12 protein-coding genes are annotated in these 14,638 nt (G+C 41.0%); 5 read left to right on the forward strand and 7 right to left on the reverse strand.

What is annotated here, in order from left to right; genetic code table 11:
• Positions 1-227 precede the first annotated feature (227 nt).
• Entirely contained in the window at positions 228-1,799 is a 1,572-nt protein-coding gene (locus tag DUL71_RS22035) for a hypothetical protein (RefSeq protein ID WP_114940065.1), read from the forward strand.
• Between the two features lie 295 nt (positions 1,800-2,094).
• Here DUL71_RS22035 and DUL71_RS22040 read toward each other — a convergent pair whose 3' ends face one another.
• The 4 genes from DUL71_RS22040 to DUL71_RS22055 form a co-directional block, all read right to left on the reverse strand.
• Complete coding sequence (locus DUL71_RS22040; protein WP_114940066.1) at positions 2,095-2,808, reverse strand: siderophore-interacting protein; 714 nt, start codon at positions 2,806-2,808, stop codon at positions 2,095-2,097.
• A gap of 77 nt (positions 2,809-2,885) precedes the next feature.
• On the reverse strand, positions 2,886-3,737 hold the full coding sequence (locus tag DUL71_RS22045) for a helix-turn-helix domain-containing protein (RefSeq protein WP_114940067.1): 852 nt from the start codon (positions 3,735-3,737) through the stop codon (positions 2,886-2,888).
• A gap of 108 nt (positions 3,738-3,845) precedes the next feature.
• Positions 3,846-4,172, reverse strand: a complete 327-nt coding sequence (locus DUL71_RS22050) for a DUF6686 family protein (RefSeq protein WP_114940068.1) — start codon at positions 4,170-4,172, stop codon at positions 3,846-3,848.
• 90 nt (positions 4,173-4,262) lie between these two features.
• A complete protein-coding gene (locus DUL71_RS22055; protein ID WP_114940069.1) occupies positions 4,263-5,186 on the reverse strand; it encodes a DUF6607 family protein in 924 nt (307 codons plus the stop codon).
• A gap of 406 nt (positions 5,187-5,592) precedes the next feature.
• On the opposite strand from DUL71_RS22055, the gene DUL71_RS22060 reads away from it, so the two are divergent.
• Positions 5,593-8,130, forward strand: coding sequence for an NACHT domain-containing protein (locus tag DUL71_RS22060; protein WP_114940070.1), 2,538 nt, complete (start codon positions 5,593-5,595; stop codon positions 8,128-8,130).
• Here DUL71_RS22060 and DUL71_RS22065 read toward each other — a convergent pair.
• Positions 8,120-8,647 (reverse strand): DUF892 family protein, encoded by a 528-nt coding sequence (locus DUL71_RS22065; protein WP_161964486.1) that lies wholly within the window; start codon positions 8,645-8,647, stop codon positions 8,120-8,122. The genes DUL71_RS22060 and DUL71_RS22065 overlap by 11 nt on opposite strands.
• A gap of 694 nt (positions 8,648-9,341) precedes the next feature.
• Between DUL71_RS22065 and DUL71_RS22070 the strand changes: the two genes are divergently transcribed.
• Positions 9,342-9,857 (forward strand): hypothetical protein, encoded by a 516-nt coding sequence (locus DUL71_RS22070; RefSeq protein WP_154402456.1) that lies wholly within the window; start codon positions 9,342-9,344, stop codon positions 9,855-9,857.
• A gap of 136 nt (positions 9,858-9,993) precedes the next feature.
• Positions 9,994-12,177, forward strand: coding sequence for a TonB-dependent receptor family protein (locus DUL71_RS22075; RefSeq protein WP_114940073.1), 2,184 nt, complete (start codon positions 9,994-9,996; stop codon positions 12,175-12,177).
• Positions 12,178-12,313: 136 nt separating this feature from the next.
• Here DUL71_RS22075 and DUL71_RS22080 read toward each other — a convergent pair whose 3' ends face one another.
• Positions 12,314-12,685: a response regulator gene (locus tag DUL71_RS22080; protein WP_112575841.1), complete on the reverse strand. Its 372-nt coding sequence runs from the start codon at positions 12,683-12,685 to the stop codon at positions 12,314-12,316.
• Between the two features lie 128 nt (positions 12,686-12,813).
• Positions 12,814-13,395 (reverse strand): thymidine kinase, encoded by a 582-nt coding sequence (locus DUL71_RS22085; protein WP_112575842.1) that lies wholly within the window; start codon positions 13,393-13,395, stop codon positions 12,814-12,816.
• Between the two features lie 73 nt (positions 13,396-13,468).
• Between DUL71_RS22085 and DUL71_RS22090 the strand changes: the two genes are divergently transcribed.
• The gene (locus DUL71_RS22090; protein WP_114940074.1) at positions 13,469-14,533 is read left to right on the forward strand and encodes a hypothetical protein; all 1,065 of its coding nucleotides are present in this window, start codon (positions 13,469-13,471) and stop codon (positions 14,531-14,533) included.
• Positions 14,534-14,638: the final 105 nt, after the last annotated feature.

The raw sequence follows: 14,638 nt of genomic DNA on the forward strand, positions 1-14,638 counted from the left end.
GTTAGGTTTATTAGGCGAAGCAAGCGCGCTTATCGGTAAACAGGGGTAAAACATCGGAGAAATGCCGGTAAAAAAATACTGCTGTCGGTAAAACTTCCCGGAATGAAAAAGGGCTATGTTGGCAATTGGGTTGAAATATTTTGCCTGATGCCCATTTTATAGATCAATGATTTTGTTACTTTTATTCTAAATAAGTAAACAATTATCACCTAATTAATTATCACTAAATGAAAAAGACTGCCTTGTTGGTCGTGTTAATGCTATTGTGCGGCATCATTGTAAAAGCACAATTTAAATTTCTTGCCGAAAGCCCGGCCTTCGAAGAGCCAGAGGCCGGGAGAGCCAAAATACTTCAGCTCAAAAATGGCAATACCATGTTTATTCTTATTGATCATAAAAAAGGAATGAACATCCGGATATATAATGCAGCACATCAGGAAACAGCCATAACTCATGTTGATGCATCATTCGGTAGTATTAATGCAGGTGTTAATGCGGTTTTTGAACTGGCAGGTGATGTTGTTATGATGATCAATGTAATTGATTCCCGTACACCTATGTTGTACCGTATTGTAATTGATGGTAAAACCGGCAATGTAAAGGACGACAAAAAAATAGCAGAGGTAAGTAAAAGAGGTGTTTTTTTCGGCGAATCTGATGTTATATATGGTGGTTTGACGGCTCCTGACTTTTATGTACAGAAAGACCCCAACAGCGACAATTATGCTGTTGTAATATTTAACCGGTTTGAATCCGAACAAAGTAAACGGATTGAAATTATTGCTTACGGCAGTGATAACAAAGAGATTAACCGGGCTTTTTATTCATCTCCGGAAGAAAAATATAAATACCTGCGCTGTGTGGACATGGCTGTTATTGGCACCGAGAAAGTGAGCCTGTTGATTTATGGTTACAATACCCGGGGGGCTACAGCTAAAGATAGGTCGCTTATTTTGGCAAATTTAGATAAGGGAGAAAAATCTGTAAGCTTTACTGAGCTCGATTTTTCAAAAGATCTTATAGTTTACCAGGGAATTGTTCGCTATAACCCGGTCATGAAATCATTAATCTTGTTAACACTGGTAAAAGAGAAAAGCAGAGACAACGGTTATATCCCCATTATGGCTTTTGTTGACCCTTATGCAAAAAAAATAAACAGGGTTAATGTTGTTTCGCCTTCCGACCGGCTCAATCAGTATTCAAAGAAAGGATTCAGTGGTTTGCCGCAAAACCTGTATTTAAATGATGACGGCACATTTAGTATTGTATCTGAAGAAATGAAGACGCTGTTACAAGGCAGGTATGCTAAAACAACTTTGGGCGATTTGGCTATAGTAAATTACAGCAAAACGGGTGAGTTTATCAATGACTACCTTATACGCAAGGATCAAGAGTTGCCAAATTGGTATCTAAATCCTTTTTATCAGTGGGAGCGTGAGGGGACATTACAGGTATTGGGAGATGGAAATCAATTTAAACCATTTGCATTTTTGAGTGCAGGGCCTAAAAGTTTTGTTTTGTTTAATGATACCGAAAGAAATAACGATGCCCTGGAAAAAGGTAGCCTGGTGACCGTTAAAGGAGTTAGCAATTGCGATGGCTTTTACTATCCACTTAAAGGCGCCGACCCTATTTTAAAACGTGATTACGTGTTTGGCAATCCCGCAGGTAAGCGTGATCATGATCTCGCGTTATTCTCCGTATCTGATTATGATCGAAAAAACAATGTCTACGTAACACTGAAGCTTGAGAACCAGCACGGTAATAAAGGTGTTAAATTAGTTTGGCTGCAGCCGTAAAGTAATGCTTACCAAACACAAAAGCCGCTTTACAGTTAATAAAGCGGCTTTTGTGTTTTCATAGGTAGCTGATATATCAATTAACCAGGTTAGTTAATGCCTGGATAACCATAGTGCTGTGCTCCTGCAAGATGACTATAGCAGCTATAAGTGGATTGTAAAATGTTTTCATGATAATGTTATTTGCCGCAAATATGTGCCCCCGGCTTTTTATTAAACAGATATTTTAGGTGAAACGGCACAAAATGTCGGTGAACGCATGATCAATCTGGGATAGCGGCTATAAAAGAAGCTTTTATGACCAAAATCCTTGCGCCCTGATCTGGCTTGAGGGATAGCCTTGCAGTTTCAGTAGCTTGCGCAGTTCACCCACCATGGTATGGTTACCGGCAAGATAAAATACCGAATGTTCAAGATTGTATTGCTGTTCCATTACCCATTGAATAAGGCTGTGATGACCGTACACATCATTGCGTTCAATAGGTTTTAATGGTGATTTAAAATATTCGCCAAATAAACCCCGGTGATTTTCATCGGCCATAACTATAGCTCCCGAAAAACGGGTTGCGGGTAATACCATTTGTTGTAAGGCCAGCAGGTGCCCCATGCTGCTTTCGTCGCCAAGGCCTATTATAGCCGGAGTGCTCGCGGGCGCGTGCCTGGTTGAGCGGATTTTGAAATAATGAATGGGATCGCCGGTTTGTAATTGCTTAGCCCATTTACTACCCGGGCCGTTGTGCGCCGCGTCAATATAAAGGGTGCAGGTACTGGTTTCGGCATCCCAGCCGGCGGGGGTATAATCGCGGTAGGTAAGGTCGCCAACTTTTACTTTTATATAAGGTACCTCGTGCCAGTTTTGCATATCGGCCAGGGGCAAATGCAGGTCGATCTCGATCATGGTCGACGGTTCCCAGTGCCTTACTTCAAGTACCCGCCCGCTTTGTAAAAGCTGGTTCTCAAACAAGTTGCTTGCCCTTCTTTTTAATTTATGTAGAGTGGATGTTTCCATGTTTGTTGTATTTTGATAATACAAATAAACACGGAAATTCAGCTCGATGAAATAGTAATTTCGGGGTAAAGATTGGATTATTTACGGTGTTTGTCTCTAAACTCAAGCGGTGTGATACATGCCGATTTTTTAAACAGCCTTGAAAAATAGGTGTGATCATCATAACCCAGCGTATGCGCAATTTCCTTTACGTTGAGCCCGCTGTAATACAATAGCCTTTTAGCTTCCAGCATTACTTCCTGGGTTATCCAGTAACTTACCGGGAAACCGGTAGTTTTCTTTAATACCTCGTTAAGGTATGATTCCGACACATTGAGCATGCCTGCATAAGCCGATGGGCCTTTAACAGTACGAACGTTTCTAAGCAAAAGCTTTTTAAACTGATGCGAAATTTGAGCAGGGCGGGAAAGCTGCTTTTCGGGCGTATAAACGTTACTAAAGGTAGCTGCGGCCATACCGGCAAAGGATTGTATGAGCGATTGCAAAACCGGTAAAAAGAAAGCGTTGTTGCTATCTTCGGCATTTTTTTCGCGCAACAGACAAAGGATCTGCTGGTATTGTTTCAATTCATTATCGTTAAGTTGATAAGGCTGCTGCAGAAAAAGCTGGTTCTCGAAAATATTCCGGAAATCGGATGGAATATGTTGGGTATCGATAGCAACATACCAGCCGCCGGCAATTGCATTATTTATCCTGTGATGTACTTGCCCCGGCAAAATATAATAAAGAGTGTTTTCGCAAAAATGGATCTCGTTAAAATCAATCATTAATGATGCAGTACCGTTTTCAACCAGGAAAAACAAGTAATGATCATCGCGATGTGCTCCCATAGGCGGCTTTTTCAAATCTTCTTCGCCGCTTTCAAAGTGCTTAATCTCAAACCCCGAGTTTGTTCGTTCATGTAACTGGTGTACAGGTATATCTTTCATTTTGCCGGGCAGCTGTTGTATTAATTGTGTTAACGTAATCTTTAGCCGGTTTGATGCAATTGTTTCACTGCTAAATATCTTCTTTTATACTATGGGTAACTACAGCGCTTACTTGCCGCCTTCTACCATCGCGTAAATTTCCTGCATATAAATGGCTTCATCCATTGAGGCATGAAAATCTTCCCATTCATCAACGGTAAAAGTAAGCTGTATATCATTAACCGGCGTACGCATTACCACACGCTCCTGTCCGTCGGGAAAAGGGAAAGAATGGTCGCTGAATTCAAGATCGATAGTGAAATTTTTAAACTGGATAAATTGCTCCGGGTTAAAGCTAAGGATCAGGTTATGGTGCCATATAAATATGCATTGGCATTCGGAGCAGCGGCTTACTACCGATGTTCCCTTTTGGCTGAGTATTTTAGCATCGCACATAAATTCCGGTAATTTAATTTGAATTGGTGCCTGCTCTGCCGGTTAAGTGTTTGATGAAAACTACTTAAATGCAGAACAGGACTTTATATTTTAAGCATTAGTAACCAAATAGTTGTTGATAAGCTTTCGGGCTTCTGTTTTACTTTTTTGTGCATCCCATTTTTCTTTTGCCGATTGATCGGCAAGGTCAAACAGGCGTTCGTAAAGCAGTTTGCCGTCTACTTTTCCTTTTAGTTTAACAATGGTATTTTGCGCATAAACCTCGTCCCATACCTGGCGTACGGCTGTCCAGTAAGGCTGCTGTTTTTGCCACCAGCCCTTTGCAAAGGCAAATCTGGCTTCATCTGTTTTGGTAAATTCTTCATAGCCTTTTTCGCGTACAAGAAGTTTATCGTTACCTGCCGAGCGGATTATTTTTTGGTTATCCTGCTCAAACATCCATCCGTTTGGAGTTAAATAGATACGGTTGCCGCGTCGTAATACATTATAATCGCTGCGCTTGGTAAATTCACGGCGGGGCAGGGGCGAGTCGCATTCGCTTTGCCAAAAGTGTTTTCCATCAGCATGTACCCAGGTGCCAATACTTTCATACCGCGGACTGTCATCAACCTGAAAAACCTTTTGTACCCAGCGGCCTTTTGCTTCGGCGGGCTTTAGTGTGCCCTTTTTCCAGGTACTGCTTTGATCGAAGTTAAGCAGGGTGGGCTCCTCGTACACCCAGTCTTCACGCCAATGTTTTATTACTGCAGAATCACCAATCACCAATAAATGCTGTATAACTATTTTTTTGGGAGAATCTTCTTCAACAGCGGCCCATTCGTAGCCCCATGAGTGGTATTGCGGATGATTGCGATAAGCGGTATCAGGAGAAAAGGTTTCGGCATAATCAAAAGTAACTTTATAAAAACCACCAAGCGCACGGATGGCCGCGCGGTCCTGTTCTAATTTTGATTGTGCTTTAACACTAATCTGAACCGCACTTAGCAATACTAACAGGTAAAGGACTTTTTTCATGAACTAACGGATTGCTGTAATGTATTAACAGCAACAAAGGAATGTCTTATTTAGAATAAATCCAAATAAAAATAAAAAAAGCATCTTGCTTATTTAACCAATTTAATTAAAACAATTTGCCATGGGCATACTTACTATAAAATTATGTACCCTAATGCAGGCATATTGAAACAATTGTAAGGCAGGCGTTTGCAAGGGTTTTCTACTCAACATCAACCCTTAATATTTTATTCATTTTATTCATCTTGGTAGTTTGGCCTGTCAATAACTATATTTAAGCATAATTATTTTGTTAATTATAAGCAAGCCTGTACAGGTAAAGTATATAAAACAATAAATATTATTCAGCGTATTATTGGTGTACCCCCTTAACGATAATAAGTTTTGCTGAGTTGAAACGCCAATTATGACGAGTTTTTCAAAACATTATTCAGAGAACTTAAAAAATTCTGTTCTTGCTGTTGCGGGGTTATCAAATATAGCTCCGGCCGATTGTAAGATGCTGGAAGCTTTAATTCTCGAAAAAACCAAACAACGGGTTAGCGAAACAACGCTAAAACGGATCTACGGTTTTGCGTATAGTAAATTCAACCCTTCCATGTTTACCCTCAATACCTTATCGCGCTATTGCGACTATGAGGGTTGGGATGATTTTTGCAGAAAGCAGGAGGCCGAATCCATAAAGCAAAGCGGCACTACTGTTGATTGGGACCTGTTAAAAGCCAACGCGGGTAAAATAACTTCTTTTACGCTGCAGGCAATTAAAAATAAAACCGGGATACCTTATCCTCAAACTATCAGACGCCAGTTTATTGATGATCATTTTGCCGCCTTTTTGCAGGGAAATTATACTGCAAGCGTGATTACGGCCCCCGCAGGGTATGGTAAAACAGTAGCGCTTTGCCATTGGGTTGATGAAAAAATACACCAAATAGGCAATGACATCATACTGTTTTTTAGCAGCAGTGCTTTAATGAACGTTTTTCTAAGCGGTCGCGATTTGAACGATTGGATGCTTGGCCTGCTTGGTTATTCAACGGAAGAAGATATTGTAGCCCTGCTTGACGTAAAGCAACGTAAGGAAGGGCGGTTTTTCCTGATTGTTGATGGCGTTGACGAGCACATGTTTAAGAACGATCAGTTTCAATTGGTTATAAACCAACTGGTTGATATTTTTTCCTTTTACCAGTCGCATGAATGGTTTAAACTGGTTTTAACCATGCGTTCATCAACCTGGATGAACTATAAGCATTTGATTGAGATGGGGCAGAGCCCCTGGTTTGAAGGTTTTTTCAGTTCGCACAATCAGCCGTCAAATGTACCGCTGTTCAGTATCCAGGAAATAAAAGAGCTTTGTATTAAAATTAATCCGGCCATAAAAAGCTTTATAGCGATAAATGTGGTCGAAAACTTTAATCACCCGTTATATTTTCAGTTCTACTATAAGCAGCATAAGAAAAACTTTTCGCTCAATGATGTTGATCACGTGAGTGTTTATGAACTTATATCAAACTTTGTTTTAAACAAAGTTTACATGGGCCAGTATTCGGCCGATAAAATTTACCTGATCCAGGCTATAGTTGAGCAGATGGATTTTGAAAATGGTGTATTTGAGGCCAGCAAGCTTGGGCTTATCAATGTTATAAAGCAATATAACCATGCCTATCTCGAACTGTTGAGCATTGGTTTTATCCGTGAGCTTAACACCAGCAGCGATTTTGAATACCGTGCGTCCATTGAGTTTAGCAACGATCATTTTTTTGAGTTTTCGATAAGCCGGTATCTCCTTCATAATAATGATAACCTTTTTAATATCGACCTGATAAATATTATTAATAAATATTTTACTGGGGAGCGTAAGTTATCCATATTAAAATGGAGCATCATTTATGCTATTAAAAGCGGGCAGCAGGAAAGCTTTCAGCTTTTATCACAAACCCGCCTTACTACCAGCGAAAAATCAGATCTGATCATTTTTTTGGGTGATTTATTAGAAAAAGAATTAAGTACTTTAAAAGATACCGAAACGCTTGTACAATATTTTAAACAGGATTGCAGCGATGAACTGTTTGATTATTTATTTGGCCTGGAGTTTATTCATAATGATTATGCCAAAACGCTGCACACGCTGCTCAAGTTTGAGCTTTCGGACAAAAAGAAGATCCTGGTGTATACCGCCCTTGCTACAATAAGTGTAATAGGGCTTGAAATGAACAAACTGGAAGAGTATCTTAAAATAATGAGCGGCTTTGGCGCTGTGAGCTATTATGAGTTTTCGGTTAATCCTTTAAAATGTATCAATACCATATATCAGTTTCTTAAGTATGGTATTGTTAACAAGGAGTTTTTTAAGGAACTCACAAGGTTTTATTTTCAACCACCGTTGCACCTGGAACAGTCAGGTTCAAATGACCTGGTACTTTTGTTAGCAGCGCACACTTTAAGGATTTGCAATAAGCCGTTGAAAACATTGCGTTTTATTGCAATGCTGGAAAAATATTACCGGCCTGTTAGCAATACTATGTGTGTATACTGCTTTTTTTTGAAACGAATAAAAACGGAAGAATATCTTGCCCTCGGGCAGACAAATAAGGCTATGGAGCTATATTTTGAATTGGATGACGCTTACAGGCATGCCGATGGGGCCTTTACCCCGCTTATGATCACATCATTCAATTGTATTAAGATCATAGTTGATTTTAATTACAAGCAACTTTCATTAACCGATGATACAATGGAAGAATGGGCAAACCTCATTATTAACGAAATGGAGTATAAGCTATCACGGGTATATATGTTTGCTTTTTTACTAAGAAACCAGCACCATATCAAACAGCCGCCCGAACGGGTTTATAAACATATTAACTATATGTTTTTAAAAACGATGAGCGAAAGCGGTTTACGGGCTGATATTTTTTTAAAGCAAAACAGTTTTACAAGCTGATAGCCGCCCGTTGGTTATTATCATATTTTGCCGATAAAAAATCATAAAGCTTATGCCTGGTTTTTGAGTTGCTCAAATGCTCATTCAAAAAACGGATCATTGGCTCATTGTTTTTTTCAATAGCGGTTAATTGTAATATCTGCATCGAGTTTTTTTCGATATCTGAAACATATTCCAGGTATGAAAGGATGCACATATCGCGCAGCACTTCATCGTCGCTATGCTGGTGTATGTTTGTAAATTCATCTTCGAGTAAAGAGATGAGGCCGCCGCAATTTTCAAATGAGTAACGTTTTTGAAGCTGCGCATAAACGCCATCCATACGCGCAATTTGTTTTTCGGCGTCGCTAAGTGTTTCTTTTATCGGAGTATCAAGATCCTTAAAGCTATCGGTATCTGCAATTTCCAAAAGTCGTTCGGCCAGGTGTGCTTTGGCGCAATAAATCCTGTTCAGGTGTTCTGTAAAAAAAACTGTTAATTTATCAGACGCCCATTGTGCTGGGTAAGGGGGTACCATACGGGGTGTTTTTTTAGTCATTAAGTGTAATATCAGTCATAGTTAAATAATAATGCCACTGCCGCGTTGCAGGTTTTGTTTATAGGGTTGTATGACCGATAAAACAGGGGAATGGATATTGATAGGAAATAACTAACCGGATATCCGGCTTTTAGGGTAATTTGAGCAAATGCTAATTGTGCTAAAGTTATTTCTTGTTATGATTAAATAACAAGTTTATGCAATATTCATTCTTTAATGTGACGCTTGAAATAACCAGTGGTTTATCTCAATAATCGTCAGGACATTATTAAATAAATCTACAATACGCAGGTCAAAACGCGTACCGATTTTGTTACATCTACGTAAAAAATGTGATTGTAATATATAAGTTACCTTCTTTTGTAAATTTTTATGCGTTTTTGAAAGTCATTTTCGCGACAGTTATAAAACTATAGCACACGTATCTTATTAACATATGTTTGTATACATGATTATGTACAAAGTGTGGTGAAAATGAACGAGTATGTTATGTTGGTGCAGTTTTGTTCCCTCAATAATGCGTTTATCCAGAATTTATCCAAAATTAATTATTCGGGTTTAATGTTTTTAACATATAAATTATTTTATCCTTAAAATTTTGTGTAGCATTGCTACTGTTTAGAACGATTATTGATTGAAAAAGACCTTTGCCATAGTAATGCTAATTACTCATATGCTCAATTTACTTGGGTATATGGCGCTCAATCAATATTTTGCCAATAAAAATAATGGGATAATTGCCAGGCAAATTGCCAAAGGCAAATACAACACCCGTGATCTGATCGAAATTAAGATCAAACAAAATTTGCCTTTTATACACGACTGGGAAGATTATGTAAACATTGCCGGGCAGCTCCAGTTGGATGGCGTTGCATACAATTACGTGAAACTAAGAGTTACCCGCGATACGGTTTATGTTCAGTGTATTCCGAACTATGAAACAACAAAATTGCTGAACGAGAACGTGATCTGCGCCAAGAAGCTCGATACAACACCTATCAGTAAGCGCAATCACGAATCGTCAGAAAAGAAACTTGGGAGCGATGCTAAGTATAATTGCCCCGAAATTTCGTACTCGTTCATAAAACCAGCCGAGCCTGTTCAGGTTCCCGGTACATTTGTTTATATCAGTATTCCCGATGCCTTTGTATCCGTTGGCGGCCAGCCTCCGGAAATGGCACATGCCTGAATTTATAGCTGATAATTAATCTGTTCTGCTCACCCATGATGAATGGCATAATATGCTATGCAATTTGCTATGCTTATATATGATTCTGGTTGTTGCAGCTGAACAGTATACCCCTAATATTTTTCAATTTGAATAAATGAATACTCTTTATAAAATTTCATTAGCCGCGCTTTTTACAGGTTGCGCCGGCTTTGCCCATGCGCAAAACAAAAGCGTTAAAGATACCTTGCAACTGGATAGTGTTATCATTAAAGAAAGCAGGCCTAAGCATTTGCCTAACGTATCGGGCACCAATATTTTTGCCGGGAAAAGAACCTTCGATATTTTCCTTGATGCCGGAAAAGCCAATTTAGCCAATAACAATGCCCGCATGACCTTTGCTAAAGTGCCGGGTGTTAACGTTTGGGAAATGGATGGCGCAGGCTTGCAGCTCAATATAGGCACCCGTGGTACGGATACCCACAGATCGATAGAAACCAATATCAGGCAAAATGGCTACAACACCAACTCGGATATGTTTGGCTATCCCGAAAATCATTACAATGTGCCGTTTCAGGCTGTGAGTGAAATTCAGATTGTGCGTGGTTCGGCCGCATTACAATTTGGCAGTCAATTTGGCGGCATGGTTAACTTTAAACTTAAGGAAGGCGACAGTACCAAAGTGTTTGGTTTTGAAAGCGAGCAATCGGCCGGTTCAAACAGGTTTTTCAACTCCTATAATGCCATTGGCGGCAAGGTGGGCAAAGTGAGCTATTACGCTTTTTACAGTGCCCGTACCGGAGATGGTTGGCGGCCAGATGCCGCTTTTAATTCACGCGCTTACTATGCCAACATCAAATACCAGTTTAACGATAAGGGGAGCATTGCTTTCCAGTTTTCACGGTCGGATTACAGGCAGCAGATAGCAGGCGGTTTAACCGACGCGCAGTTTGACGCCAATAACCGCCAGTCAACCCGTGCCCGCAACTTTTTTAACCCGGAAATTAATATCCCTGCATTGTTGTTCAATTACCAGTTTGATAAAGATACCCGGCTGGAAATTACCTCGCATGTATTGTTTGGCCAGCGTAACAGTGTGCAGTTTATTAATACAGCCAACATTCCGGATACGGTTAATACAAGCCTGAAAACATTTAACCCGCGCCAGGTTGACCGTGACTATTACGCCGGTTTTACCACCGAGGCCCGTTTACTGCATAATTATAAGCTGGGCGATCTTAAGAGTTCATTCACGGCCGGGGTGAGGTATTTTGAGGAAACCACCAAACGTAAACAAAAAGGTACAGGTACAGTAGGCTCTGATTTTGACCTGAGCCTGGTTAAGGACTACGGCATCGATTTAAGGTTGCACACTTTAAACTATGCCGCTTTTGCCGAAAATATGTTCCAGGTTACCAAAGCATTTACAGTTACACCGGGCGTTAGGTTCGAGCAAATCAATACCACAAACACCGGCGTTATTGTAAACCGCACCGTGCCGGTAAGTTATAAAGATAAACGTAACTTTCCATTGTTTGGGACAGGTTTACAGTATCAATTGGATAACGGAAGTCAGTTTTACGGTAATATCTCGCAGGCTTATCGCCCATATATTTATGCAGCCGTTACCCCGGCAGATCAGCTGACCATCATCGATCCTAATATTAAAGACAGCAAAGGTTATGATGCCGATCTGGGCTATCGCGGCCATATCAGTACTGTATTTAGTTTTGACATAGACGCGTTTTATGTTTATTATGGCAAAAGGGCAGGAACCTTAACGCAGACCGATGCCAACAACGTAACGCATCTTTACATGACCAACATTGGTAATGGCGTAGCTAAAGGTATTGAGGCATTTACCGAAGTTTCTTTAATTCGCTCATTTGATAAATCGGCAGGAAGTGATCTGCGTTTGTTTAACTCGCTATCGTATACCCACGGCCGTTACACCAGTGGCTCTATTAGCCAAAATGGTAAAAACGTGAGCCTGGTTGGTAATCATCTTGAGGGCACTCCGGACTGGATTGACCGTGCTGGTTTAACCTTTTTAAGCGGCCATGTAAGCAGTACCCTGCAATACAGCTATGTAGGCAAAAGCTTTAGTGATGCCAATAACACTACATTCAATGCTACCGGCGCTACAGGTATTGTGCCGTCGTATCATTTGTTTGACTGGGCTTTCAACTATAGTTTCCTGAAAAACTATCACCTAACGGCTAACGTGAACAATATTTTTAACGCTAAGTATTTTACCCGCCGTATTAACATGTACCCCGGCCCTGGCATTTTACCTGCCGATGGACGCACATTCAATATTGGTTTTGGTGTGAAGATTTGACCTCACCTAAATCCTCTCCAAAGGAGAGGACTTTGAAAATGCTTTAAGCCCCTCTCCTTTGGAGAGGGGTTGGGGTGAGGCAAATACGGCCCTTCAAATTCATGAAGGGCCGTTTATTTATACTGATAAGGATTGCTTACTTAGTGATGTGCTTTTTTACGATCTCTGAAAGTGCTGTAAGGTCGAAGGGTTTGGCAAGGTAGCCATCGGCATTCCCGGCTTTGGCTATTTCCTTAATATTGCTAACTGCCGAAATGATCACTACGGGAATGTGGCTGGTGGCAGGATCGTCCTTTATTCCTTTGCTTAGTTGTTGCCCATTGGCATCGCTGGTCCAGTCGGTGAGCCAGTTATCAAGCAATATCAGGTCGGGGTTGATAGAGGCGAGGGTTCGCAGGATACGGGCATTATCGGAGTGTATTACTTCGTAACCTTCTTCCTCCAATACATACACTACGGTGTCGCGGATATCTTTATCGTCCTCTATAACTAAAACCTTTTTGGCCATAAGTTTTGATTGCTATATAATTTAAATATCAGCCTTTCGGCCTGTTTTGTTTAACTATATAACAAACAAATACCCTGAATTTGTTTTAGTTGTAGTATTAAATAAAAAATATATTATTTAATGAAATGTTAACCGGCAACGGTATTATAACAGGCGCGGCAACGTGGTTCGTAGCTTTCTTTTTCGCCCAATAATATTTTTGAATTATCGTGCACCAAACGGTACGAGTATTGGGCAGGGTTACCGCACCTAACGCAAACGGCCTGTAGCTTGGTTACCGATTCGGCAATGGCCATGATGGTTGGCATTGAGCCAAACGGGCGCCCTTTAAAATCCATATCAAGACCGGCCACAATCACACGTACACCACGATTGGCCAGTATGGTACATACTTCGGGAAGTTCATCGTCAAAAAACTGCGCTTCATCAACACCTATCACGTGGGCATCGCTGGCCAGCAGTAAAATAGCAGATGCGCTATCAACTGGGGTAGAGGTAATTTTGCTGGCATTGTGCGAAACAATGGCCTCTTCGTCGTAACGGGTATCGGCTTTCGGACTAAAGATCTCGACCTTAAGCTTGGCTATGCGGGCACGGTTTAGCCTCCTGATCAGCTCTTCGGTTTTGCCCGAAAACATTGATCCGCAGATAACCTCAATACTGCCGCCTAACTCACTTTTACGCCTGAAAACCTCTTCGTGATATACCATTTATGACTTTTATAGTCGGCAAATATCAGAATTTAATCCTACTTTTGATAAGCATTTTCCTAACATTGAGGCCATGAAGCAAATGGATGTATTTAAAAAGATAGGTGGGATTTTAAAAGAGCTTAATGATCAATACGACTACCTTTCTGCTGATCCCAGCGAACTAAACGAACTTGAATTAGAGCTTTTTGTAGCCAACGCCCATTTTTTAAAAGACCATGCCGAAATTTTGCGCCGTATTAACGAGCGCGCGGCAGTTCCTGTACCATCAGCAGAAAAATCTCAGCCGGTAGCAGAGCAGTCTAAACCCATAACCCCGGTAGCTCCTCCGGCACCAGCCCCTGTAACACCACCTGCAAAACAGGATGCATTGTATGAGCAGCGCTTTTTTGAGCCGGTTGTTCAACAGCATATCCCTGTTCCGGTAGATAAAATTGAACTTACCAATAACGTTGAACCGGTTGCTCCGGCGCCGTTTAATAACCCGGTAAAAATAGAAGTGATTACACCAGAACCGGAAATAAATGAAGCTCCCGAGCCGCAGATAGATATAGCTGTAGAAAAAGACACCGACAGCTACTCGTTTCAGCAGGAGATTTCGGAAGGAAGCAGCTTCGAACTTAATTTAAACGAGGCTGACACCTGGGATGATGAAGCCGACCGCTTTGAACAGGAAGAGCTGATCAGTCAGCTTCCTGAAAAACCTGTTGAAATTGTGCCCATTGCCGAACAACCAAAACCTTTGCCCGTAGTTGAGCCTGTGACGCCCGCCGCCGAACCTGTTACTGCTACTGCACCCGATAACAGCCAGCAGGTGTTAACCTTTAATCAAAGGATCATGGCTCAAAAAGCCGAGAAAGCCAGCGCCGCGGCGACAAGCACCACAACTGAATTGCCTGTTACCGATCTGAAATCGGCCATTAACCTGAATGATAAGCTGCTTTATATAAAAGATCTGTTTAACGGTTACAGCCTGGCCTACAGCGAAGCTATAGAGATTGTAAACCGCTTTAATACTTTTGAAGAGGCCGAACGCTTCCTGAAAACCAATTACGTGGTTAAGAACAACTGGGAAAGTAAAGCTTCAACAGCTGATAAGTTTTATGCTTTGCTGAGAAGAAGGTACCCAACTGCGTAGCCATTGAGTACATAGTTGATGGTTCATAGTTCATAACCACAATTGTTTGGTTGCAGGGATTCTCTCTTTCTGACTTACGGATTTTCCCGACTTGCGGACAAAAAG

The sequence above is a fragment of the Mucilaginibacter endophyticus genome, from assembly GCF_003351025.1.
Lineage (GTDB): Bacteria > Bacteroidota > Bacteroidia > Sphingobacteriales > Sphingobacteriaceae > Mucilaginibacter > Mucilaginibacter endophyticus.